Below are 20,205 nucleotides of genomic sequence, written 5' to 3'. Positions count from 1 at the left end.
CCCTGGAAGATGGCGTCCTCGGTGAACAACTCGGCCACCCGCCGCGGTTCGTGTCCGGCGATACCGGCCTGCCACTGATCCAGTACGTCGCGCAGGATCTGGGCGGCGGCTTCAGTGTCCGGCACTTTGACCCCCGTCGACGTGCAGGATCTCGCCGGTGACGAAACCGGCCCGCTCCAGGTACAGCACCGCGTCGACAACATCGTCGATCTCGCCCATGTGACCGAGTGGATGCTGCGCAGACAGGAATTCGTGGCTTTCCGGCGAGTGCATCGGCGTGCGAATGATGCCGAGCGCCACCGCGTTGGCGCGGATTCCGCGGGCGCCGTACTCGACGGCCAGGGCCTTGGTGGCGGCATTCAGGCCGCCTTTGGTGAGCGAGGCCAACACCGACGGCACCTGTGAGTTCGCGTGGTCGACGAGGCTGGTGGAGATGGTCACCACGTGCCCACCCGCACGGCGCGACTCGATCGCGGCGATCCCGGCGCGGGTGAGCTCGAAGAACCCGCGTTGGTTCACCGCGGTGACGGCGTCGTAGTCGTCGTCGGTGTACTCGGTGAACGGTTTGGCGACGAAGATGCCCGCGTTGTTGACGATGGTGTCGACCCGGCCGAACCGCTCGACCGCGGCATCGACGATGCGCCCGCCGACACCCGGTTGGCCGATGTCACCGGGGACCGTCAGCACCATCGGGTCGTCGCTCTCGGCGATCCGGCGCGCGTTGGCGACGACGGCGTAGCCCAGCTTGCGGTAACCCGTCACCAGGGCTTCGCCGATGCCCTGGGATGCGCCGGTGATGATTGCGACGCGGGGTGAAGTGTTCATGTCTGCCCTTTCTCTGGCCTGGTGCATTAGGTAACACGTCGCGGATGGCCGCGATACCCGATCGGCGGGAGCGGTCTGCTCGCTGCTGCGAGGCTGTGCCTACTACGCTGCAGTGGTGGAGCTGCGGCAACTGCGCTACTTCGTCACCGTGGCCGAGGAACTGAACTTCGGCCGTGCGGCCGAGCGGCTGCGCATCGCGGGGCCGTCACTGTCGCAGCAGATCAAGGCCCTGGAACGCGACCTCAAGGTCACCCTGTTCGACCGGGACCGCCGGTCCGTGGCACTGACCTCGGCCGGAGCCGCCCTGCTGCCCGAAGCTCGTGAGCTGATCACGCAGGCCGATGAATTGCGCAGGCGCGCAGCCGGTTTGGCGGTGTCGGAGCCGGTGAGCATCGGATACGTGAGCTGGTGCCCGACCGATTGGGCCGAACGCGCCGCAGGTGTGGCACAGCTGCGCGTGGACACCTGGGTGATGCCGTCGCACGCCCAGGCCGCCCGCGTCGCCGACGGCAGCCTCGATCTCGGGATCTGCTGGGTGCAGAACGACGACCTGGAGTCGTTGTCGTTGCGGGCCAGGCTGATCGGGGTGGACCGGTTGTATGCGCTGCAGGCCGGCACCGACGAAACGCCGGTCGAGGCCGCCGCGACCGTGGTCCTGGTCGACTCCGACGACGCCGGCTGGTCGTCATGGAACCGCTACGGCACACAGTTCGCGGCCGCGACCGGGGCGCGCGTCATGCGCACCGACGACGGCGGCGTCACCGGTTCGACGTTCTTCGAGCACGTACGGCAGCTGCGTCGTCCCGTGCTCAACAATCCGAAAGGGCAGAACGCGCAGCTCCCCAAGGGTCTGGTCCGCCGCCCGGTGATCGCCCCGTCACCGCTGTGGACCTGGTCGCTGGTGTGGCGGAGTGGCGAGGACAGCCCCGCCGTTCGCGCCGTCATCGACGAATTCACCCGTGACGTCGGAGATTTCGGCTTGTCGGATGCCTCGGTCTGGCTGCCCGCCGACGATCCGCATCATTCCCGCGACCAGCCCGGCGGCTGACACCACCACCGCACCCACCACGAGCGCCGGCCGGTACCCGTCGTGCAACAGCGGAGCCACCACGAGCGGTCCCAGGATCTGGCCGACCGAGTAGCCCGCGGTCAGCAGGGCGACGGCGCGCGGATACCGCAGCACCCGCCCGGCCGCCAGCGCCAGCGTGCTGACCCCGACGAAGGTGCCGCCGAACAGTACGGCCCCGGTCAGCGCGGCGGTGACCCCGCCGGCAAGTCCGGCCACGGCGATCCCGGCGGCCTGCACGCACAGCGCCGCGACCAGCAGGACGGGATGCGACCACCGCGTGCTCAGCGCCGCCCACAGCGCCGCGGACGGCACCGTGGCCAGGCCGACCACCAGCCACGCTCCGCCGCCCAGCCAGCCGGGCGTGCCCGAGGCGACGGCCGCGACCAGGAATGTGCCCGCGATGATGTAGCCGATGCCCTCGAGGGTGTAGCTGGCCAGCAGCAGGCCGAACAGCCCGTGCCGGGGCCGGTGCCCGGTGGCCGGCGCGGGCTCGTCGGAGCGGGGTTCGGGTGGTGCGTGCATGGTCCATGCGCCCGCGGTGAGTACCGCCGCCGCGGCGGTCGCGGCCCACCAGGCCGCCTGCCAACTTCCGGCGGCCAGCACCAGCACCGCCGACAACGCGATGCCCGCCCCGACGCCGCCGAAACCCCAGCCGGCGAGGTGCGCCGGGTGCTCGTGCAGATGCTCCAGCATGGTGTTGACCGCGATGACGAACACCAGCGCGCTGGTGGCACCGGCCAGCACCCGCAGTGCGGTCCACGCCATCGTGTCGGCGGTCAACGGCATCCCCGCCAGACTGGCGATCAGCACCACCAGGCAGAGGCGGCAGGCCAGGACCGACCTGGCCAACCTCGGCCAGACGGAGCCGGCTAGTGCCCCGGCCAGATAGCCGGCATAGTTCGCGGTGGCGAGGCTGGCGGCGGTGTGTGCGGTGACGCCGGCCTGAGCGGTCATCAGCGGCAGGATCGGGGTGTAGACGAACCTGCCGATGCCCATGGCGGCCGCCAGCGCCGCGGCGGTGCGCGCGACGTGTCCGTGATGTTGCATCGGTCCATCGTGGGTTGCCGACGCGGCGCCTTGCCATGATCCACATGCTCACAGCTGCAAGACTTTGCCTCTCATACACCAGGATTCATCCGGACCGCCGCCGATGTTGTGGTGTGCGAACCGATCGAGAGGAGCATTTCGATGACGCAGAACATCACGGCGCTGGTGACCGGAGCCAACCGGGGGCTCGGGCGAAGACTCGCCGCCGAGCTCGTCGCGCGCGGCGCCAAGGTCTACGGCGCGGCGCGACGGCCGGAGACCGTCGACCTGCCGGGCGTGGTGCCGATCCAGCTCGACGTCACCGATCCGGAGTCGGTGCGCCGCGCTGCGGCCATTGCCGGCGATGTCACCGTGCTGGTGAACAACGCGGGCATCTCGACGCGGGCGAACCTGTTGACGGGTCCGCTGGAGGACATCCACGCGGAGATGGACACCCACTACTTCGGCACCCTGAACGTCACCAGGGAGTTCGTCCCGGTCATCGAACGCAATGGCGGGGGAGCGATTCTCAATGTGCTTTCGGTGCTGTCGTGGTATCACCCACCGACCTCGGGTGCGTATTCGGCGGCCAAGGCCGCAGCGTGGGCGCTGACCGATGCCGCGCGGACCGAACTGGCACCGCGAGGGATCCATGTTGCGGCCCTGCACGTCGGCTACCTGGACACCGACATGGTCAGCTACATCCCGGCCGATCAGAAGGCCGACCCCGCGGTGGTCGCGGCTGCGGCGATTGCCGGGCTGCTCGACGGCCGGGAGGAGATCCTCGCCGACGAGCAGTCCCGAAATATCAAGGCGCAGTTGTCAACCGCCAATGTGGGTGGGTGAGCGCGGGCCATCGACGCTGCCGGCGTCACCAGCAGAATGCCACTGGCCGGGCGAACATCTCCACCACGACCGCCACCGCGATCACCAGGACCACCGCGGCCAGCACGACCTGCCAGCGGCGGTGCCGCACGATGGCAAGTACGACGAACGGTGCGGCCCAGACCGCGACCGCGCCGATGACGATCCAGCCGCCGTCCATATCGACCCTCGGCGCCACGTGCCCGCACCGGGTGTCGGCGGCCGCGAACCGGCCGATCGCCACCAGATACCCGGCCGCCACGGTCCAGGCCAGCGCGGCGGGCACCCAGAGGACGGCGTGGGCCAGGCGTCGCGAACCGGTCACGCCCACATCATGCCGGGACGGGATATTCGACGGCCGAAAGTGGGACGATCGGTGATATGGAGAAGATCTCGCTCACCGCGCTCGCGCGTCAGCAGCTGGCCTCGGCCCGTACGGCCAGCAGCGGACGCAGCGCGCACACCGTCTACGGGGGGCACGAACACACGCTGCGGCAGACCCTCATCGCGCTCACCGAAGGCACCGGCCTCGACGAGCACGAGAGCCCGGGGGAGGCCACGCTGCAGGTGATCGAGGGTCGGGTGAAACTGGCCAACTCCGATGCCAGCTGGGAAGGTTCGCCCGGCGACCACATCGTGATCCCCCGCAGCAGGCACAGCCTGCATGCGCTGGCCGATTCGGTGGTGCTGCTGACCGTCGTCAAGGCGATGGGGCCGCACACCTGAGCTCGCGAGCAGACACAAAACTGCCCTGAAACGCGCGATTTGGGGCAGTTATGTGTCTGCTCGCGAGTCAACGGGACCTAGATCGCCGGGCCCAGCAGGTCGTCGGCGTCCTTGATGATGTACCCGTACCCCTGCTCGGCCAGGAACCGTTGCCGGTGTGCGGCATATTCGGCGTCCAGTGAATCGCGGGAGACCACCGAGTAGAACACCGCGCCGCCGCCGTCGTGTTTGGGGCGCAGCAACCGGCCGAGCCGCTGCGCCTCTTCCTGGCGTGACCCGAAGGTGCCCGAGACTTGGACTGCCACTGAGGCTTCCGGAAGGTCGATGGAGAAGTTGGCCACCTTGCTCACCACCAGGGTGGAGATCTCGCCGCGGCGGAACGCGTCGAACAGGGCCTCGCGTTCGGCATTCTTGGTCGAGCCCTGGATCACCGGGGCGTCCAATTCCTGACCGAGTTCCTCCAGCTGGTCGAGATAGGCCCCGATCACCAGGGTCTGCTCGTTGGGATGGCGCTCCAGGATCGAACGCACCACGGCGATCTTGCTGTGCACCGTCGAGCACAGCTTGTAGCGGTCCTCGGGCTCGGCGGTGGCGTAGAGCATGCGCTCGTTGTCGGTCATCGTCACCCGCACCTCGATGCATTCCGCGGGGGCGATCCAGCCCTGGGCCTCGATGTCCTTCCACGGGGCGTCGTAGCGTTTGGGTCCGATCAACGAGAAGACGTCGCCCTCGCGGCCGTCCTCGCGGATCAGTGTCGCGGTCAGCCCGAGCCGGCGCCGGGACTGCAGATCGGCGGTCATCCGGAACACCGGTGCGGGCAGCAGGTGCACCTCGTCGTAGATGATCAGGCCCCAGTCGCGGCTGTCGAAGATCTCCAGGTTTTTGTACTCACCCTTGCTGCGCCGGGTGATCACCTGATATGTGGCGATCGTGACCGGCCGGATCTCCTTCTTCTCGCCCGAGTATTCGCCGATCTCCTCCTCGGTCAGCGACGTGCGGGCGATCAGTTCGCGTTTCCACTGCCTGCCCGCCACCGTGTTGGTCACCAGGATCAGCGTCGTGGCGCCGGCCTTGGCCATCGCCGCCGCGCCGACCAGCGTCTTGCCCGCGCCGCAGGGCAGCACCACCACTCCGGAGCCGCCGGCCCAGAAGGACTCCGTGGCCATCTCCTGGTAGTCCCGCAGCACCCAGCCGTCCTGGGCCAGCGAGATCGGGTGCGCCTCGCCGTCGACGTAGCCGGCCAGGTCCTCGGCCGGCCAGCCGATCTTGAGCAGCATCTGTTTGACCCGGCCGCGTTCGCTGTTGTGCACCGCCACCGTGTCGTCGTCGATGCGGGCGCCGAGCATCGGGGCGATCTTCTTGTGTCGGAGCACCTCGGCGAGCACCGCGCGATCCAGGCTGACCAGCGTCAACCCGTGCGCGGGATGTTTGACCAGTTGCAGCCGGCCGTAGCGGCCCATGGTGTCGACGATGTCGACCAGCAGCGGCTGCGGCACCGGATAGCGCGAATGCGATACCAGCGCGTCGACCACCTGTTCGGCGTCGTGACCGGCCGCGCGGGCGTTCCACAACGCCAGCGGGGTGATGCGGTAGGTGTGTACGTGTTCGGGTGCGCGCTCGAGTTCGGCGAACGGCGCGATGGCCGCGCGGGCCGCGCCGGCCTGCTCGTGGTCGACCTCGAGCAGCACCGTCTTGTCGGACTGCACGATCAGGGGGCCGTCGGTCATGGGCGGTCCACCGTGCCTGGTACGGGGAAGTGCATTCGGTCCATTATTCCGAATCGGTCCGACATGCGCGGAACGCGGTGAGCACGCCGAGCCCGGCGACCGCGGTGAACCCCAACAGCAGGTGCCGGACCGGCCCGAGATATCGGCTCAGTCGTCGGCCGACACCACCGAGGTGACCCGGTGAATGGCGAACTCGCGCACCCGCCCGGCCGCGGGGTCGTATGCGGTCAGCTGCCCCCCGCGCACGTTGATCGGCGCCACCACCCGCTGTGTGGCCACGCCCGCGGGGTCGACGTACCCGATCACCACCGAGGTCTGCCCGATCGCGGCCTCCTGCAGCTGGGTGATGGCCACCGCGGGGTCCAGGCGCACCTTGGCGAACGGACCCGCCGCCACCTTGCGCAGCACCGCCACGATCGCGCCCAGGGTCTGGGCGGTGGGTGGTGTGGGCGCGCGGTACACCCGGCGCCGGGTCGGTGCGGTGACCCGGGCGCCGCGCGCGGTGATGTCGACGACGGTGCCCGTCGAATCCTCGGCGGCCGGGGCGAACCCCGCCTCGCGCAGCGCGGCGAGCACATCGGAGATAGGCGCCTGCGATACCGCGACGGTCGGTGCCAGCACCCGAAGCTCCAACCGGACCGCACCGGGTGCGGCCACCGCCTGGGCCAGCAGGGCCGGATCCTCGCACCGCACGAACGACGACGCCATCCCGACCCGCAGCTGGCCGTGCCGGCGGGCCACATCGTCGATGAGATAGGTCAAGCCTTGCGGCACGGGTGTTTTGGAATGCTTCTCGAAGAACGTGTGCAGTTCGCTCGCGGTCCGCCCGCCGTCAAGGGCCCGGCGGACCGAGGGTTCGCCGATCCGGTACACCATCGCCGCGCCTGCGGATTCGACGACGGCCACCTCGGCCAGCTGCTCGGCCAGGTCCCGCTGCAGCGGCCCCGGCACGATCACCGTCAGGTCGGCCTGCAGCAGGAAATGGTCGAGGGGTGTGGGCAGCGCCTTGCCCATCGCCGCCAGCACATCCTCGTCGGGGTCGCCGGCGAGCAGCCCCCGCCCCGGCGTGCTGATCGCGCCGCGGCCCACCATCCCCACCGCGTGTGCCTCGGTGAGCAGGTCGGCGACGGTGCCCGGCTGCAGCCGCATGGCCCAGCGCGGACGCCGCCAGATCATCGCCCGCGATGCCTCGGGTGCGTCGACACCGGTGCCGGGTTCGAGCTCGGCCAGCACCGTCAGCAGCAGCCTGCGGTCCAGCGGGGCGGCCGTCGAATACAGCGAATCCGCGAGCGCGGCAAACGGTTTGGCGTCCGGACCGCGGGTCCCGATCAGTGACGGCCGTGCCGGTAGCTCCAGCCAGGTCGAGGCCAGCAGGTGCCAGCGGGTCGCGGTCGGCGATTCCACGAACCGGTCGGCGGCCACGGTCGGCGCCCAGTACGGGCCGGTGCCCTCGCCCGGGTCCGGGTCGGGCATGCCCGCCGCGATCAGCCCGGCCGCCGCGGCCAGTTCGGCCAGCAGCCCGAGCCTGGGCTCGTCGATGCCGGTGGCCTTGGCCAGCCGTTTCACGTCGCGTACCCCGAGCCCGCCGCTGCGCAACTCAGGAACCGGTGTGGCGCTGAGGGTTTCGATCAGCAGCTCGACCTCGCGCAGCAGGTCGATGGCGGCGCCCGCGGCCACCGCGTCGGCGTCGGCGGCCGTCGTCGTGCGCACCGCGAGGTCGGGTGCGGTCAGCTGCACCGGACCGGGCACCTCGCCGCGCAGAGACTGGCCCACCAGGCGCGGCAGGATCACGGTCTCGGAGTCGAGCCGACGCAGCAGCCCGGCCTCGATCAGCCGCGGCACCGGCCGGTCGGGCGGGGTGTCGGGCGCGGCGTCGCGGGTGCGGCCCACCGGCGACCCGTCCAGGAGCCGCGCCAGCAGCTCGCCCTGGGGCTGGTCGAGGCTTTCCAGCTGAGCGGCGATCTCGTCGGCCCCGCGGTCGTCGGCCTCGGTCACCGCCTGGCCGGGATACCACGGCAGCCCGGTGCCGGCCTCGGGTGCCACCCGCACCGCCGTCTCACCCCACACCAGCGCCTGTTCACCCAGATCGGCCAGCGCCGCGGTGACCGTCGCGGCATCGGCCCGGTCACCGAGCAGCCCGGTCACCTCCGCGACCGGGACCGCGGCGGTGTCGGCATGCAGCACCAGCAACGCGTCCAGTACGGCGAGATGCAGGAAGTCCAGCCCGTCGGTGGCGGCCTTGACCGATTGCCGCGATGTGGCCCTGGCGGCCAGCGCGGCGAGGGTGCCGGGTGGGGGCTGGCTGAGGTCGGGCCGCAGCTCCAGCAGGCGGACCAGTTCCGCGTCGGAGCGTTCGGCCAGCCAGGCGCCCAGCGGGACGCCTGCCACCGGGGGACTCTGTGCGGTCATATGCTGACCAGCGTAAAGCAGCCTGCCGGTCTCGCCACCGGCGCAGCGGCCTGCAACAATGTGGGCGTGGCTGACAACAAGAAGAATCAGTACGTCGACAACGGCTGGCCGGTCCTCGGCGACGGTGACGATCACGCCGTGAGCGAACTCGCCACCGACCGGACGGGTGCGCTGTCCCCGTTCGGCGATGTGATCTTCCCGCTGCCGGCCGAGGACCTGCCGTTCATCCAGACGGTCACCGTCGTCAACAGGTAACCGTGGGACTGTCGCACCTCGACGAATCCGGCGCGGCGCACATGGTCGACGTCGCCGCCAAGGCCGTGACCGTGCGCACCGCGACCGCCGCGGGCACGGTGTCGACGCGGCCCGATGTCGTCGCGCTCATCGCCTCCGGCGGCCTGCCCAAGGGCGACGCCCTGGCCACCGCACGGGTGGCGGGCATCCTGGCGGCCAAGCGGACGCCCGACCTGATCCCGCTGTGCCACCAGTTGGCGCTCACGGGTGTCGACGTGGACTTCGGGATCGGCGAGGCCGCGGTGGACATCACCGCGACCGTGCGCAGCACCGACCGCACCGGGGTGGAGATGGAGGCGCTGACGGCCGTCAGCGTCGCGGCCCTGACCCTCTACGACATGATCAAGGCCGTCGACCCCGCCGCGCGCATCGACGATATTCGGGTGCTGCGCAAAGAAGGCGGTAAAACTGGTTTGTGGGAAAGACCAACGGAGTAACACATTCGGCCCGGGTCGTGATCGCCTCCACCCGGGCGGCGGCCGGGGTGTACGACGACCGCACCGGCCCGATGATCGTCGGCTGGCTGGCCGATCGCGGCTATGACGTCACCGAGCAGATGGTGGTCGCCGACGGCGGTGCGGTCGCCGAAGCGTTGCGGGCCGCGCTCGCCGAACACGTCGACCTGATCATCACCTCGGGCGGGACCGGCATCTCGCCGACCGACGCCACCCCGGAGGCGACCCGGTCCGTGCTGGACTACGAGGTCCCCGGGGTCGCCGACGCGATCCGCCGCGCCGGGAGCCACAAGGTGCCGACCTCGGTGCTCTCGCGCGGTGTGTGCGGGGTCGCCGGCCGCACCCTGATCGTGAACCTGCCGGGCTCGCCGGGCGGCGTCAAGGACGGGCTCAAGGTCCTCGACGATGTGCTCGAGCACGCCCTGGATCAGTTGGCGGGCGGGGACCACACCCGATGAGCGCCACCGTGATCCGGGTCGACCTCACCGAGGAGCCGCTCTCGCTGACCGGCTACGAGGCGCTCGTCGCGCATGAGGCGGCAGGGGCCGTCGTCGGATTCGCCGGGGTGGTGCGCGATCACGACGGCGGCAGGCCGGTCACCCGGCTGGAGTATTCGGCACACCCCACGGCCCGGCAGACCCTCGAGGATGTGGCCGCCGAGATCGCCGCGGACAGTGCGGGGGTGCGGGCCATCGCGGTCGGGCACCGCATCGGAGCCCTGCGGATAGGAGACGCCGCCCTGGTGGCCGCTGTGGCAGCGGACCATCGCAGGGCGGCGTTCGAAACCTGTGCCCGTCTCGTCGACACCGTCAAGGAGCGGTTACCGGTGTGGAAGCACCAGCACTTCGCCGACGGCACCGACGAATGGGTCGGTTCGGCCTGACCGGAACCGGGGGTCAGCCCTGGGCGAGCAGGGACTGCAGGTCGACGTTGCTCCCCAGGCCCTGGCTCTCGACGGCCTGCTGGACCCGCTCCACATAGGAGACCTCGGGCACCGGGGCCGGTTCGGGGTGGGCGGCCCACTCCGCGGGCTGAGCCGGAGCCGGACCCTGGTCCCAGTTCTCGGGGGCCGGGGTCGGCGGTGCGTCCGGTGCCGGGGCCGGCGGGGCCTCGGGGGCCGGGGGCAGCGGCGCATCCATGGGTGCGGGCGGCGGCGCGTCCGGTGCGGGCGGCAGCGGGGCCGCGAGGGCGTCGGCCGGGGCCGGCGGCGGGGCGAAGGGGTTCGGCAGCTCCGGCAGGGGCGGCAGCTCGCCGTTCACGGCGGGGGCGTCCAGCGCGGCGGGTTCGGGTTCGGAGACCACGTTGCGCGGGGTGGAGCCGGACAGGCCCGTGCCACAGACCGGCCATGCGCCCTTGCCCTGGCTGGCCAGCACCCGCTCGGCGACCGCGATCTGCTCGTCCTTGGTGGCCATGTAGGCCGACGGCGCGTACTCGCCGCCACCGTTGGAGGACCAGGTGCTCGGCGAGAACTGCAGGCCACCGTGGTAGCCGTTGCCGGTGTTGATGGCCCAGTTGCCGCCGGACTCGCAGCTGGCGACTCGATCCCATTCGCCGTCGGTCGCGGCGCCGGCCTGACCGGCCATGGCGAGGCCGCCGCCACCGATCACAGCGCCGGTGAAGGCGATCTTGGCGACGTTCTTTGCTGATGAAGACGAAGTGGGCTTGCGATGCCGTCCACTCATAAGCGTGAAGGTCCTCTCGTATGCGCCCACGAGGTCAGCTGTCGGGTTCGGGGGGAGAGGTCCCCGGCCGTCGACGCCGAAACGACGACGGCTTCACCCCAAGGGGCCGCACGCGGCTCCTGGTCCTGAATTAAATCGGTGGACCGGTTGGGTCCCCCGCCTCCATCCTTGTGGTTCGTAGTTAACCCCGCCCGATGGATGGAGCTCGGCGCGCCGGACGGGGTGGGTCAACCGATTAGGGTCCGTTGACTTGGGAATGAACGGTAACCGGTCCGGGCAATCGAGTCACCTTTTCTGGGCTCGGGCGTTTTCGGCCCCGGCAAAGCTTAAAAGAGCGTTAAAGGTGCAGGTTGCTGGAGCGTTTCCGCAGGTCGTTGCCCCGCTCCACCGTGTTGTAGCCAGCTCGTGACCATTTCGTTATGTGACGCATATCACGTTATCCGCCGGCGAAAGGGGGCAACACATCGACGGTCTGCGACGTTACTAAGCGCTGCTCACTGTCTCGGACCGCCACCCCGTCGCACAGGTATGAGCAGCGTTTGAGCACGCGCGCCAGCTCGGCGCCGCGGCCGGCGAGTCGCTCGGTGAGGGCCGTGACGGTCGTTCCGGTGGCGATATCTAACGTTTCGGTATCAACTCCGGCGGCGGCCGCCGCCGCCGCGAAATATCGGACGGTGATCCGCATCGTGGTGGGCGTCCCGGTCACTGCCGCCTCACCCGCCGATCGCGCTCATCGGGCGTCCCGGCTGCACGAAATCCGGATCGTTGATGCCGTGGCCCGCGGGCTTTGCCCACATCGCCGCCCGCCAGGCCGATTCGATCGCGTCGTCACCGGCATCACCGCGCAGCAGGTCGCGCAGATCGGTCTCCTCCTGAGAGAACAGACAGCTGCGGATCTGGCCGTCGGCGGTCAGGCGGGTGCGGTCACAGGCCCCGCAGAAGGCGTCCGACACCGACGCGATGATCCCGACCCGGCCCGTCGCGCCGGTCTGGCGGTCGTGCACCCGCCACAGCTCGGCGGGCGCCGACCCGCGCGGTGCCGGATCGGGCTCCAGCTCGAAGTGCTGCCGCAGGGTGTCCAGGATCCGGGCGGCGTCGATCACCGCGTCGCGACGCCAACTGTGGCCGCCGTCCAGCGGCATCTGCTCGATGATGCGCAGCTGATAGCTGTGCTCCAGGCAGTACCGCAGCAGCCCCACCACATCGTCGAGTCCCGAGACCGGATCGAGCACCGCGTTGACCTTGACCGGTTCCAGCCCGGCGGCTCTGGCCGCGGCCAGCCCGGCCAGCACATCGGCCAGCCGGTCGCGGCGGGTGATCCGGGCGAAATGCGCGGCGTCGAGGGTGTCCAGCGACACGTTGATCCGGTCCAGGCCGGCCTGCCGCAGCCCGGCGGCCTGCCTGGCCAGCCCGATCCCGTTGGTGGTCAACGTGATCTCGGGGCGCGGCGTCAGCGCCGCTGCGGCCGCCACCACCTCCTGGAGGTGGCGTGCGACCAACGGCTCGCCGCCGGTGAACCGCACGCTCCGGACGCCGAGCCGGGTGACCGCGATGCGCAGCAGCCGGGCCAGCTCGGCCGCACTCAGCAGGCTGTCGCCGGGCAGCCAGTCCAGCCCCTCGGCGGGCATGCAGTAGGTGCAGCGCAGATTGCACCGGTCGGTCAGCGACACCCGCAGGTCGGTGGCGACGCGGCCGTAGGTGTCGATCAGCGGGCCGTCGGTGGGCGCCGGATCGGTGGGCGGGCCGCTGGGCCGCTTCACGGCGGGCAGCCCGAGCGCGGTCACTGCCATTGCGCCACCTGCTGCGGACGCGGGGGATCCACCGGCACGATCTCCTTGCCCAGCGGCAGCAGAGATATCGGGATCAACTTGAGATTGGCCGCGGCCAGCGGAATCCCGATGATGGTGATGGCCATGGCGGCGGCGGTCACCACGTGGCCGATGGCCAGCCAGATGCCGAACAGGATCACCCAGATGATGTTGCCGACGAGCGCGCCGGGCCGGGTGCCCGGCTTGTCGACCAGGGTCCGGCCGAACGGCCACAGCGCGTAGGACGCGATGCGCAGCGAGGCGAAACCGAACGGGATCGTGATGATCAGGACGAAGCTGATGAGCGCGGCCACCAGGTATCCGAGGGCCAGCCACAGGCCGCCGAAGACCAACCAGATGACATTCAGGATTACGCGCATATCGCCTGCATCTTCTCCTTGAGCGGTCCCGTCAGCCTACCGACTAATCAAGGTGAAGGCCGCCGTCCGGTCCTAGTAGGATCACCCCAACGCGTCCCGGCGCACCGGGGCGCTTACTTGTGTTGAGCTAGATGACGAGCGGGTGAGAACCAGTGCCGACCGGCAAGGTTAAGTGGTACGACGCCGAAAAGGGCTTCGGCTTTCTGTCCCAGGAAGAGGGCGAGGACGTCTACGTCCGGTCCTCGGCGCTGCCCGCGGGGGTCGAGGGACTCAAGGCCGGCCAGCGCGTCGAGTTCGGGGTGGCCGCAGGCCGCCGTGGCCCACAGGCATTGAGCCTCAAGCTCATCGACCCGCCGCCCAGCCTGAGCCGGACCCGCCGGGAGGCCGAGCGTCCCGAGCACAAGCACACACCGGATGAACTGCACGGCATGGTCTCGGACATGATCACGCTGCTGGAGGACATCGTCCAGCCCGAGCTGCGCAAGGGGCGTTACCCCGACCGCAAGGTGGCCCGCCGGGTCTCCGAGGTGGTCAAGGCCGTCGCGCGGGAACTCGACGCCTGACCCGCCCGACGGGGGACACTGGGACCATGGCCCAGGGTTCATACGTCGCCGACAAGTCCGCATCGGGTGGCGAGTTCACTCGCGACACCAACTACATCACCACCCGGATCACCCGCGACGGGTCCGACGGCTATCCCGTCGAACCCGGTCGCTACCGGCTGATCGTGGCGCGGGCCTGCCCGTGGGCCAACCGCGCCATCATCGTGCGGCGGCTGCTCGGCCTCGAGGACGCGCTGTCCATCGGGTTCTGCGGGCCGACCCACGACCAACGCAGCTGGACCTTCGACCTCGACCCCGACGGGCTCGATCCGGTGCTGGGCATCCCGCGGTTGCAGGATGCGTACTTCAAACGCGACCCGAACTACCCCAAGGGCATCACCGTGCCCGCGATCGTCGAGGTGGCCTCGGGCGCGGTGGTGACCAACGACTTCGCCCAGATGACGCTGGACCTCTCCACCGAGTGGACCGCCCACCACCGCGAGGGTGCCCCGCAGCTCTATCCCGAGCCGCTGCGCGATGAGATCGACACCGTCGCCAAACGGGTCTACACCGAGGTCAACAACGGCGTGTACCGGTGCGGGTTCGCCGGCTCGCAGGAGGCCTACGACGCCGCCTACGACCGGCTGTTCGCCACGCTGGACTGGTTGTCGGACCGGCTGGCCGCGCAGCGGTATCTGGTGGGAGACACCATCACCGAGGCCGATGTGCGGCTGTTCACCACGCTGGCCCGGTTCGACCCGGTGTATCACGGCCACTTCAAATGCAACCGGTCCAAGCTGACCGAGCTGGACGTGCTGTGGGCCTACGCCCGAGACCTGTTCCAGACCCCCGGATTCGGCGACACCACCGACTTCGTGCAGATCAAGCAGCACTACTACATCGTGCACGCCGACATCAACCCGACCCGGATCGTGCCCAAGGGGCCCGACCTCGCCGACTGGTTGACGCCGCACGGCCGGGAGGTGTTGGGCGGCAAGCCGTTCGGCGACGGCACTCCGCCGCCGCCTACCCGCGAGGGTGAGCGGGTGCCGGCCGGCCATTCCGCCGGGTAGACCGCCGCCTCATGATTTCCACTCCGTGCGGATCGACCACTCGGCGTGCGGCAGTTCGAACACCTCGCCGGTCTGGTCCTGGGCCAGCGTCAGCAGCTGCACCGCCAGGCCGGTCAACCGCCCGCGCTGCGGGTCGACGGTCGGGATGGTGACGGCCAGCGTGGTGTTCGGCCGGAACACCGAAACCGTTGTGTCGATCGGGTTCTCGTACACCCGCAGCAGCCGCCACGGGGCCCGGCCGATCGTCGAGGGCACCGAGAGCTGGACCGGGTTGTCCTCGTCGACCGGCAACTGCCCGGCGTCGCGCGGCATCTGACAGTTGTTCAGGTCGAGCACGGGGCAGTACCGGAACGGCCCGACCCGGCTCAGATGCCCGTGTGAGTAGGCGCTGATCTGCGGCAGCCGGTCGCCCCCGGACCGGCTCAGCTGCCAGACGCCGACCGCGGTGCCCGCGATGGCCAGCACGACGACGGCGGCCAGGATCGCCAGGGTCCGCTTCACCGAGATCCCCTCGGCGCCGCCACCGTCGGATCTCCGCCCTCGGGGGCGGCCAGCACCGGACGATTGCCGCCGAAACCGGGGATCAGGGATTCGCCGCGATAGCTCACGACGGTCTGGGCGAGGCCGAGTATCAGCACCGCAGTGATGGTAGTGAACCCGATCGAGAGGTCGGTGTAGATCAGCACCCCGGTCGCGCCGCCGGCCACCCAGGCCAGCTGCAACACCGACTCCGAACGCCCGAAGGCCGAGGCCCGCGACGCCTCGGGCAGATCGTCCTGCAGCGAGGCGTCCAGCGAGGCCTTGGCGATCGCGCTGGCCCCTGAGGTGATCAGGGTGGCGCCGGCGGCCACGAACAGATTGCCGGTCAGCGCGGTGGCCAGCGCGGCCGCCGTGACCGCGGTCGCGGCGCGCACCACCATCTGGGCCGGGTGGCCCAGCTTGAGCCGGGCCGCGGTGACATTTCCGGCGAAGTTGCCGATGCCCGCGGCCGCCCCGATCAGTCCGAGGATCAGCAGCTGTTCCCAGCCGGTGGCGTCGTGCGATTTGGCGACGAATGCCGGGTAGAGGAACAGGAAACCGACCATCACCTTGATCGTGCAGTTGCCCCACAGCGCGGTGATGGTGTTGCGGCCCATGGGCTGGCGCGTCGCCTCGGGTTTGTCGCCGGGACGGCGGTGCGGCTCGCCGACGGAGCCGTGGTAGCTCAGCGTCGTGGGCACCTCGCCCTCGGTGACCTCGACCCACTTCGGTATCCGCATCGACAGCACCGCACCGGCAACGCTGACCGCGACGATGGCGTACAGCGCCCCGGGCAGCCGGGCCAGGCCGAACAGGTATTCCGCGCCCGCCGCGATGCCGCCGCCCACCACGGTCCCGCCGAGCAGGCCGAACGTGGTGAGCCGGGAGTTCACCCGGACCAGGTCGATGGACTGCGGCAGCACCCGTGGTGTGACGGCGCTGCGCAGCACCGAGAAGGATTTGGACAGCACCATCATGCCCAGCGCACACGGGTAGAGCACCCAGGACGGATAGCTGCCGGTGGCGCCGTCGTAGTTGGCGATCAGCATCACGATGAGCCCGGTGCGCAGGGCGAACGAGGCGGCCAGCGCCACCCGGCGGCCGTGCTGCAACCGGTCCAGCGCCGGGCCGATCAGCGGGGCGATCACCGCGAACGGGGCGATGGTGATCAGCAGGTACAGCGCGACCTTGCTCTTGGATTCGCCGCTGGCCGCGGCGAAGAACAGCGTGTTCGCCAGGGCCACGGCCATCGCGGCGTCGACGGCGAAGTTGGCCACCACGGGCCAGGTCAGCGCGGTCATGCCGGATTTGTCGGCGCCGTCGGCGGTCGCGGCGCGGTGCACGAACCCGTACATCCGGGTGCCCATTTCGCGGCTGCGGGCGGCCGCGGCGCGCGTCACGGTGACGCGTTCCGCGCCGTCCGGTGGCGGGTCGGACCGGCGTTCCGACCGGTCCGTCTCGTCGTCCAACGGCGGCAGCCAACGGTTGGCGCTGGGCCCCGCGCCGCGGTGCGACCTGCGCGGGGTCTCGTCGCTGGGATAGTTGGCCATCCCGGGGTGCTCCGCGCCACGATCGGCGGGCGGCCGCGGCGGGTAGTAGGTCACGTCTCGATTCTCTCTTATCCGGGTCGGCGTGGTGCACAAGGCAACCGGTGTGGCCCTAGGTTGCGCCGGTCAGGCACTATGGATGCGATGGAAAGTGTGATCGAGCCTGCCGAGCAGGCACCAACCGATTCGGCGGCCGTGCCGCAGGGCCTGGAGTCGGTGCTGTTGGGTGCCGTCGACCAGGCGCGTGCGGCGCTGGCCGAGTTCGGCGGCGAGGACACCGTCGGGGAGTACCTGGGTGCGGGCTTCGAGGATCCGAGCTCGGCGACGCACCGCTTCCTGGCCGATCTTCCGGGCTATCGGGGCTGGCAGTGGGCCGTCGTGGTGGCCGCCTACCCGGGCGCCGACCACGCCACGATCAGTGAGATCGTCCTGGTTCCCGGTCCGACGGCGCTGCTGGCGCCGCGGTGGCTGCCCTGGCACGAGCGGATCCGGCCCGGCGATCTGGGGCCGGGCGACCTGCTGGCCACGCCGCCCGACGACCCGCGACTGGTACCCGGCTTCATGGCCAGCGGCGACCCGCTGATCGACGACACGGCGGTGGAGCTCGGCCTGGGCCGGCGCCAGGTGCTCGGTGAATGGGGCCGGGCCGGCGCGGCGCAACGCTGGCACGACGGCGAATACGGGCCGGGCTCGGCGATGGCCCGGTCCACCCGGCGGGTCTGTCGGGACTGCGGTTTCTATCTGCCGCTCGGCGGGGCCCTCGGCCCGATGTTCGGGGTTTGCGCCAACGATCTGGCCGCCGACGGTCATGTGGTCGACGCCGAATACGGGTGTGGGGCCCATTCGGACACGCCGCAGCCGCCCGGTTCCGGATCGCCGATGTATGAGCCCTACGACGACGGCGTGCTCGACGTCGCCGAGGGCAGCGCTGCCGAGTAGGCCGCCGGTTACCGCTCGGCGACGGCCTTGATCCGGGCCAGCGATTCGGTCATTCCGTCGACCAGTTCGTCCTCGAAGCTCGGGACTCCGCCGAAGAATGCGTTGACCATGGCGTTGGACACCGCGGTCGTGCCGTTCTCGGCGTGCCGGCTCTCGGTCACCCGGGTGCCCGCCTCGGTCGGTTCGAGCTCATAGCACCAGATGGTGTTGTTGGCGTCGACCCGGAACGCCAGCTTCTGCTCCGGGATGACCTCGAGGATCCGGGAGGTGGTCGGCCAGAACATGAACCCGCGGCGGTTCAGGTTGACCGTGCGCGCCCCCGGCCGCAACGGGCCGAATGTCTTCATCAGCCGGCACTGCGGGCTCCAGTCCGGCATCCGGCTCAGGTCCGAGATCAGCCCCCACACCTTGGCCACCGGTGCGTCGATGTCGATATGTGCCTGTAACAGTGGTGCCGCCATGGTTCTCCTCAGGTCAAACCGCTTTGGGCGCCGCGGGATCCGCGACGCACCGCCCGACGTTGGGACAGGAAGATCGATGTGCCCAGCACCCCGATGGCCAGGCCGGCGACCGCGTAGGGCCGGCAGCCGTGCAGGTCGGCCACGGTGAACGCCAGCACCGCCGCGATCAGCCAGCCCACGGCGATCACCACGATCACCGGCCACGGTTCCAGCAGCGCGGCCGGCAGCGGCGGGGGCTGGGGTCCCGCCGGATCGGCTGCGTCCTGCGCGTCGCGGGTCATCGTCCACTAACCTAGCCGACGCAGGCCCAAGCATTGGTCCTGGTTTCAGCCCTTTACCCGCCGAGGCTCAGTATTATTTGCGATGTGAAAGACCCGGAGGCTCGGCTCGCGAGCGACCTGGCCCTGGCCGTTGTCCGCTTCGCCCGTCAATTACGGGTCCGCCGTTCAGATTCCCCGATATCGCTGACCCAGCTGTCGGCGCTGGCGACCCTGACCAAGGAGGGCGCGATGACGCCGGGGGCGTTAGCTGTCCGTGAACGCGTGCGTCCGCCGTCGATGACGCGGGTGCTGACCTCGCTGGCCGAGCAGGGGCTGGTGGCGCGGGCCGCGCACCCGGTCGACGGGCGCCAGATCGTCGTCACGGTGTCCCCGGCCGGCGTCGACCTGGTGCAGGCCGAGCGCCGCGCCAGCCAGGAGTGGCTGCTGGAGCGGCTGGCCCGGCTCGACCCCGACGAGCGCAGAACCCTGGTGGCCGCGGCCGACCTGATGTCGGCCATGGTCGACGAGGGTGCGTGAGCCCGCTGCAGGTCATCGACATCGAGGATCCGGCCGACCCGCGCCTTGACGATTTCCGCGACCTCAACAGCGTGGACCGCCGCCCGGACCTGCCCACCGGCAAAGGCCTGGTGATCGCCGAGGGTGTGCTCGTGGTGCAGCGCATGCTGGCCTCGCGGTTCGTGCCCCGCGCGCTGCTCGGCACCGACCGGCGGCTCGCCGAACTCGCCGCCGACCTCGACGGTGTCGAGGTCCCCTATTACCGGACCGGTGCCCAGGTGATGGCCGATGCGGTGGGTTTTCACCTCAACCGTGGCGTGCTGGCCTCGGCCTCGCGCCCGGCGCAGCTGCCGGTGGCCGAGGTGGTGGATGGCGCGCACACCATCGCGGTGCTGGAGGGCGTGAACGATCACGAGAATCTGGGGTCGATCTTCCGCAACGCGGCGGGCCTCGGGGTGGATGCGGTGGTGTTCGGGTCCGGATGCGCCGATCCGCTGTACCGCCGCGCCGTGCGGGTGTCGATGGGCCACGCCCTGCTGGTGCCGTTCGCCAGGGCCGCCGACTGGCCCGGTGACCTCGAGCTGTTGCGGGAAAAGGGTTTTCGTTTGCTGGCGATGACGCCGGATCCGGCCGCCGAGACGCTGCCCGCGGCGATGGACCGGCTCGCCGGGCATCCGGCGGCGATCCTGGTGGGGGCCGAGGGGCCCGGCCTGACCGAGCCGACGATGCGGGCCAGCGATGCGCGGGTGCGGATCCCGATGGCGCGCGGCACCGATTCGCTCAACGTCGCGACGGCCGCCGCGCTGGCGTTCTACGAGCGGGCCAGGCAGGCCGGCTGAATCGCGCGCTAGATTGGCAGCGTGACCGACGATTCCACGCCATGGGCCACCGGGCTGGCCGTGGCCGGTTTCGTGGCCGCGGTCCTGGCCGCCGCGATCGTGGTGCTCGGCATGGGGTTGCTGCGGGTGCACCCGCTGCTCGCCCTCGGACTGAACATGGTGGCGGTCGGCGGGCTGGCCCCGACGGTGTGGGGCTGGCGCCACCGTCCGGTGTGGCGCTGGTTCGTGCTGGGCTCGGGCGTCG

General features: G+C 70.4%; 25 protein-coding genes, 1 pseudogene and 1 riboswitch. Of the genes and pseudogenes, 13 read left to right on the top strand and 13 right to left on the bottom strand.

Features of this window, described 5'->3' with window-relative positions:
• Positions 1–111: 111 nt before the first annotated feature.
• Positions 112–825 carry an SDR family NAD(P)-dependent oxidoreductase gene (locus ACWDTP_RS27985; RefSeq protein WP_450025886.1) on the bottom strand — a complete coding sequence of 238 codons (714 nt, stop codon included), beginning with the start codon at positions 823–825 and terminating at the stop codon, positions 112–114.
• 115 nt (positions 826–940) lie between these two features.
• Here ACWDTP_RS27985 and ACWDTP_RS27980 point away from each other — a divergent pair, with 115 nt between their 5' ends.
• On the top strand, positions 941–1,873 hold the full coding sequence (locus ACWDTP_RS27980; RefSeq protein WP_450025885.1) for a LysR family transcriptional regulator: 933 nt from the start codon (positions 941–943) through the stop codon (positions 1,871–1,873).
• A 42-nt stretch (positions 1,874–1,915) separates the two neighbouring features.
• On the opposite strand, the pseudogene ACWDTP_RS27975 reads toward ACWDTP_RS27980, so the two are convergent.
• A pseudogene (locus ACWDTP_RS27975) lies at positions 1,916–2,890 on the bottom strand (YbfB/YjiJ family MFS transporter); the annotation flags it as partial.
• Positions 2,891–3,082: 192 nt separating this feature from the next.
• Here ACWDTP_RS27975 and ACWDTP_RS27970 point away from each other — a divergent pair.
• Positions 3,083–3,766, top strand: a complete 684-nt coding sequence (locus ACWDTP_RS27970) for an SDR family oxidoreductase (protein WP_450025883.1) — start codon at positions 3,083–3,085, stop codon at positions 3,764–3,766.
• Between the two features lie 25 nt (positions 3,767–3,791).
• Here ACWDTP_RS27970 and ACWDTP_RS27965 read toward each other — a convergent pair whose 3' ends face one another.
• On the bottom strand, positions 3,792–4,109 hold the full coding sequence (locus ACWDTP_RS27965) for a hypothetical protein (RefSeq protein WP_450025881.1): 318 nt from the start codon (positions 4,107–4,109) through the stop codon (positions 3,792–3,794).
• 56 nt (positions 4,110–4,165) lie between these two features.
• Here ACWDTP_RS27965 and ACWDTP_RS27960 point away from each other — a divergent pair, with 56 nt between their 5' ends.
• Positions 4,166–4,510: a cupin domain-containing protein gene (locus tag ACWDTP_RS27960; RefSeq protein WP_450025879.1), complete on the top strand. Its 345-nt coding sequence runs from the start codon at positions 4,166–4,168 to the stop codon at positions 4,508–4,510.
• Between the two features lie 77 nt (positions 4,511–4,587).
• On the opposite strand, the gene ACWDTP_RS27955 is transcribed toward ACWDTP_RS27960, so the two are convergent.
• Both ACWDTP_RS27955 and ACWDTP_RS27950 read right to left on the bottom strand, forming a co-directional pair.
• Positions 4,588–6,237: a DNA repair helicase XPB gene (locus ACWDTP_RS27955; protein WP_450025877.1), complete on the bottom strand. Its 1,650-nt coding sequence runs from the start codon at positions 6,235–6,237 to the stop codon at positions 4,588–4,590.
• A gap of 147 nt (positions 6,238–6,384) precedes the next feature.
• A complete protein-coding gene (locus tag ACWDTP_RS27950) occupies positions 6,385–8,646 on the bottom strand; it encodes a helicase-associated domain-containing protein (RefSeq protein ID WP_450025875.1) in 2,262 nt (753 codons plus the stop codon).
• Between the two features lie 66 nt (positions 8,647–8,712).
• Between ACWDTP_RS27950 and ACWDTP_RS27945 the strand changes: the two genes are divergently transcribed.
• Genes ACWDTP_RS27945 through ACWDTP_RS27930 form a run of 4 tightly spaced genes read left to right on the top strand, consistent with a single transcriptional unit; the run spans position 8,713 to position 10,278 of the window.
• Complete coding sequence (locus tag ACWDTP_RS27945; protein WP_450025873.1) at positions 8,713–8,901, top strand: hypothetical protein; 189 nt, start codon at positions 8,713–8,715, stop codon at positions 8,899–8,901.
• Positions 8,902–8,903: 2 nt separating this feature from the next.
• Positions 8,904–9,377 (top strand): cyclic pyranopterin monophosphate synthase MoaC, encoded by a 474-nt coding sequence (gene moaC, locus ACWDTP_RS27940; RefSeq protein ID WP_450025871.1) that lies wholly within the window; start codon positions 8,904–8,906, stop codon positions 9,375–9,377.
• Positions 9,356–9,853, top strand: coding sequence for a MogA/MoaB family molybdenum cofactor biosynthesis protein (locus ACWDTP_RS27935; protein ID WP_450025869.1), 498 nt, complete (start codon positions 9,356–9,358; stop codon positions 9,851–9,853). Before moaC ends, ACWDTP_RS27935 begins: the two co-directional genes overlap by 22 nt.
• Complete coding sequence (locus ACWDTP_RS27930) at positions 9,850–10,278, top strand: molybdenum cofactor biosynthesis protein MoaE (protein WP_450025867.1); 429 nt, start codon at positions 9,850–9,852, stop codon at positions 10,276–10,278. The genes ACWDTP_RS27935 and ACWDTP_RS27930 overlap by 4 nt, the downstream gene beginning before the upstream one ends.
• A 13-nt stretch (positions 10,279–10,291) precedes the next feature.
• On the opposite strand, the gene ACWDTP_RS27925 is transcribed toward ACWDTP_RS27930, so the two are convergent.
• From ACWDTP_RS27925 to ACWDTP_RS27910, 4 genes are all read right to left on the bottom strand, one after another.
• On the bottom strand, positions 10,292–11,077 hold the full coding sequence (locus tag ACWDTP_RS27925; protein ID WP_450025865.1) for a transglycosylase family protein: 786 nt from the start codon (positions 11,075–11,077) through the stop codon (positions 10,292–10,294).
• Positions 11,078–11,085: 8 nt separating this feature from the next.
• Positions 11,086–11,267, bottom strand: a riboswitch (cyclic di-AMP (ydaO/yuaA leader).
• Between the two features lie 246 nt (positions 11,268–11,513).
• A complete protein-coding gene (locus tag ACWDTP_RS27920) occupies positions 11,514–11,762 on the bottom strand; it encodes a MoaD/ThiS family protein (RefSeq protein ID WP_450025890.1) in 249 nt (82 codons plus the stop codon).
• Between the two features lie 28 nt (positions 11,763–11,790).
• Positions 11,791–12,867 (bottom strand): GTP 3',8-cyclase MoaA, encoded by a 1,077-nt coding sequence (moaA, locus tag ACWDTP_RS27915; RefSeq protein WP_450025863.1) that lies wholly within the window; start codon positions 12,865–12,867, stop codon positions 11,791–11,793.
• The gene (locus ACWDTP_RS27910) at positions 12,858–13,265 is read right to left on the bottom strand and encodes a YccF domain-containing protein (protein WP_450025861.1); all 408 of its coding nucleotides are present in this window, start codon (positions 13,263–13,265) and stop codon (positions 12,858–12,860) included. Before ACWDTP_RS27910 ends, moaA begins: the two co-directional genes overlap by 10 nt.
• Before the next feature lie 152 nt (positions 13,266–13,417).
• Here ACWDTP_RS27910 and ACWDTP_RS27905 point away from each other — a divergent pair, with 152 nt between their 5' ends.
• Both ACWDTP_RS27905 and ACWDTP_RS27900 read left to right on the top strand, forming a co-directional pair.
• Positions 13,418–13,828, top strand: coding sequence for a cold-shock protein (locus tag ACWDTP_RS27905; RefSeq protein WP_450025859.1), 411 nt, complete (start codon positions 13,418–13,420; stop codon positions 13,826–13,828).
• A gap of 26 nt (positions 13,829–13,854) precedes the next feature.
• Positions 13,855–14,880: a glutathione S-transferase family protein gene (locus tag ACWDTP_RS27900; RefSeq protein ID WP_450025857.1), complete on the top strand. Its 1,026-nt coding sequence runs from the start codon at positions 13,855–13,857 to the stop codon at positions 14,878–14,880.
• 9 nt (positions 14,881–14,889) lie between these two features.
• Here the strand turns inward: ACWDTP_RS27900 and ACWDTP_RS27895 are convergent, their stop codons facing one another.
• Together ACWDTP_RS27895 and ACWDTP_RS27890 are read right to left on the bottom strand one after the other, a co-directional pair.
• On the bottom strand, positions 14,890–15,381 hold the full coding sequence (locus ACWDTP_RS27895; RefSeq protein ID WP_450025855.1) for a DUF2771 domain-containing protein: 492 nt from the start codon (positions 15,379–15,381) through the stop codon (positions 14,890–14,892).
• Positions 15,378–16,949 carry an MFS transporter gene (locus ACWDTP_RS27890; RefSeq protein WP_450025888.1) on the bottom strand — a complete coding sequence of 524 codons (1,572 nt, stop codon included), beginning with the start codon at positions 16,947–16,949 and terminating at the stop codon, positions 15,378–15,380. Before ACWDTP_RS27890 ends, ACWDTP_RS27895 begins: the two co-directional genes overlap by 4 nt.
• Positions 16,950–17,090: 141 nt before the next feature.
• On the opposite strand from ACWDTP_RS27890, the gene ACWDTP_RS27885 reads away from it, so the two are divergent.
• Complete coding sequence (locus tag ACWDTP_RS27885) at positions 17,091–17,885, top strand: DUF3027 domain-containing protein (protein ID WP_450025853.1); 795 nt, start codon at positions 17,091–17,093, stop codon at positions 17,883–17,885.
• Between the two features lie 8 nt (positions 17,886–17,893).
• On the opposite strand, the gene ACWDTP_RS27880 is transcribed toward ACWDTP_RS27885, so the two are convergent.
• Positions 17,894–18,346 carry an SRPBCC family protein gene (locus tag ACWDTP_RS27880; protein ID WP_450025851.1) on the bottom strand — a complete coding sequence of 151 codons (453 nt, stop codon included), beginning with the start codon at positions 18,344–18,346 and terminating at the stop codon, positions 17,894–17,896.
• An 8-nt stretch (positions 18,347–18,354) separates the two neighbouring features.
• A complete protein-coding gene (locus ACWDTP_RS27875) occupies positions 18,355–18,627 on the bottom strand; it encodes a DUF2530 domain-containing protein (RefSeq protein ID WP_450025849.1) in 273 nt (90 codons plus the stop codon).
• 84 nt (positions 18,628–18,711) lie between these two features.
• Here ACWDTP_RS27875 and ACWDTP_RS27870 point away from each other — a divergent pair, with 84 nt between their 5' ends.
• From ACWDTP_RS27870 to ACWDTP_RS27860, 3 genes are all read left to right on the top strand, one after another.
• Positions 18,712–19,143: an Rv0880 family HTH-type transcriptional regulator gene (locus ACWDTP_RS27870; protein ID WP_450025847.1), complete on the top strand. Its 432-nt coding sequence runs from the start codon at positions 18,712–18,714 to the stop codon at positions 19,141–19,143.
• Positions 19,140–19,961 (top strand): TrmH family RNA methyltransferase, encoded by an 822-nt coding sequence (locus ACWDTP_RS27865; RefSeq protein WP_450025845.1) that lies wholly within the window; start codon positions 19,140–19,142, stop codon positions 19,959–19,961. The genes ACWDTP_RS27870 and ACWDTP_RS27865 overlap by 4 nt, the downstream gene beginning before the upstream one ends.
• A 21-nt stretch (positions 19,962–19,982) precedes the next feature.
• A partial coding sequence (locus ACWDTP_RS27860) for a DUF2537 domain-containing protein (protein WP_450025843.1) occupies positions 19,983–20,205 on the top strand: 223 nt, incomplete at its 3' end.

The sequence above is a fragment of the Mycobacterium sp. NPDC003449 genome (assembly GCF_053588415.1).
Note: the sequence above shows the minus strand (reverse complement) of the source record. Positions and strands in the feature narration are given on the sequence as shown.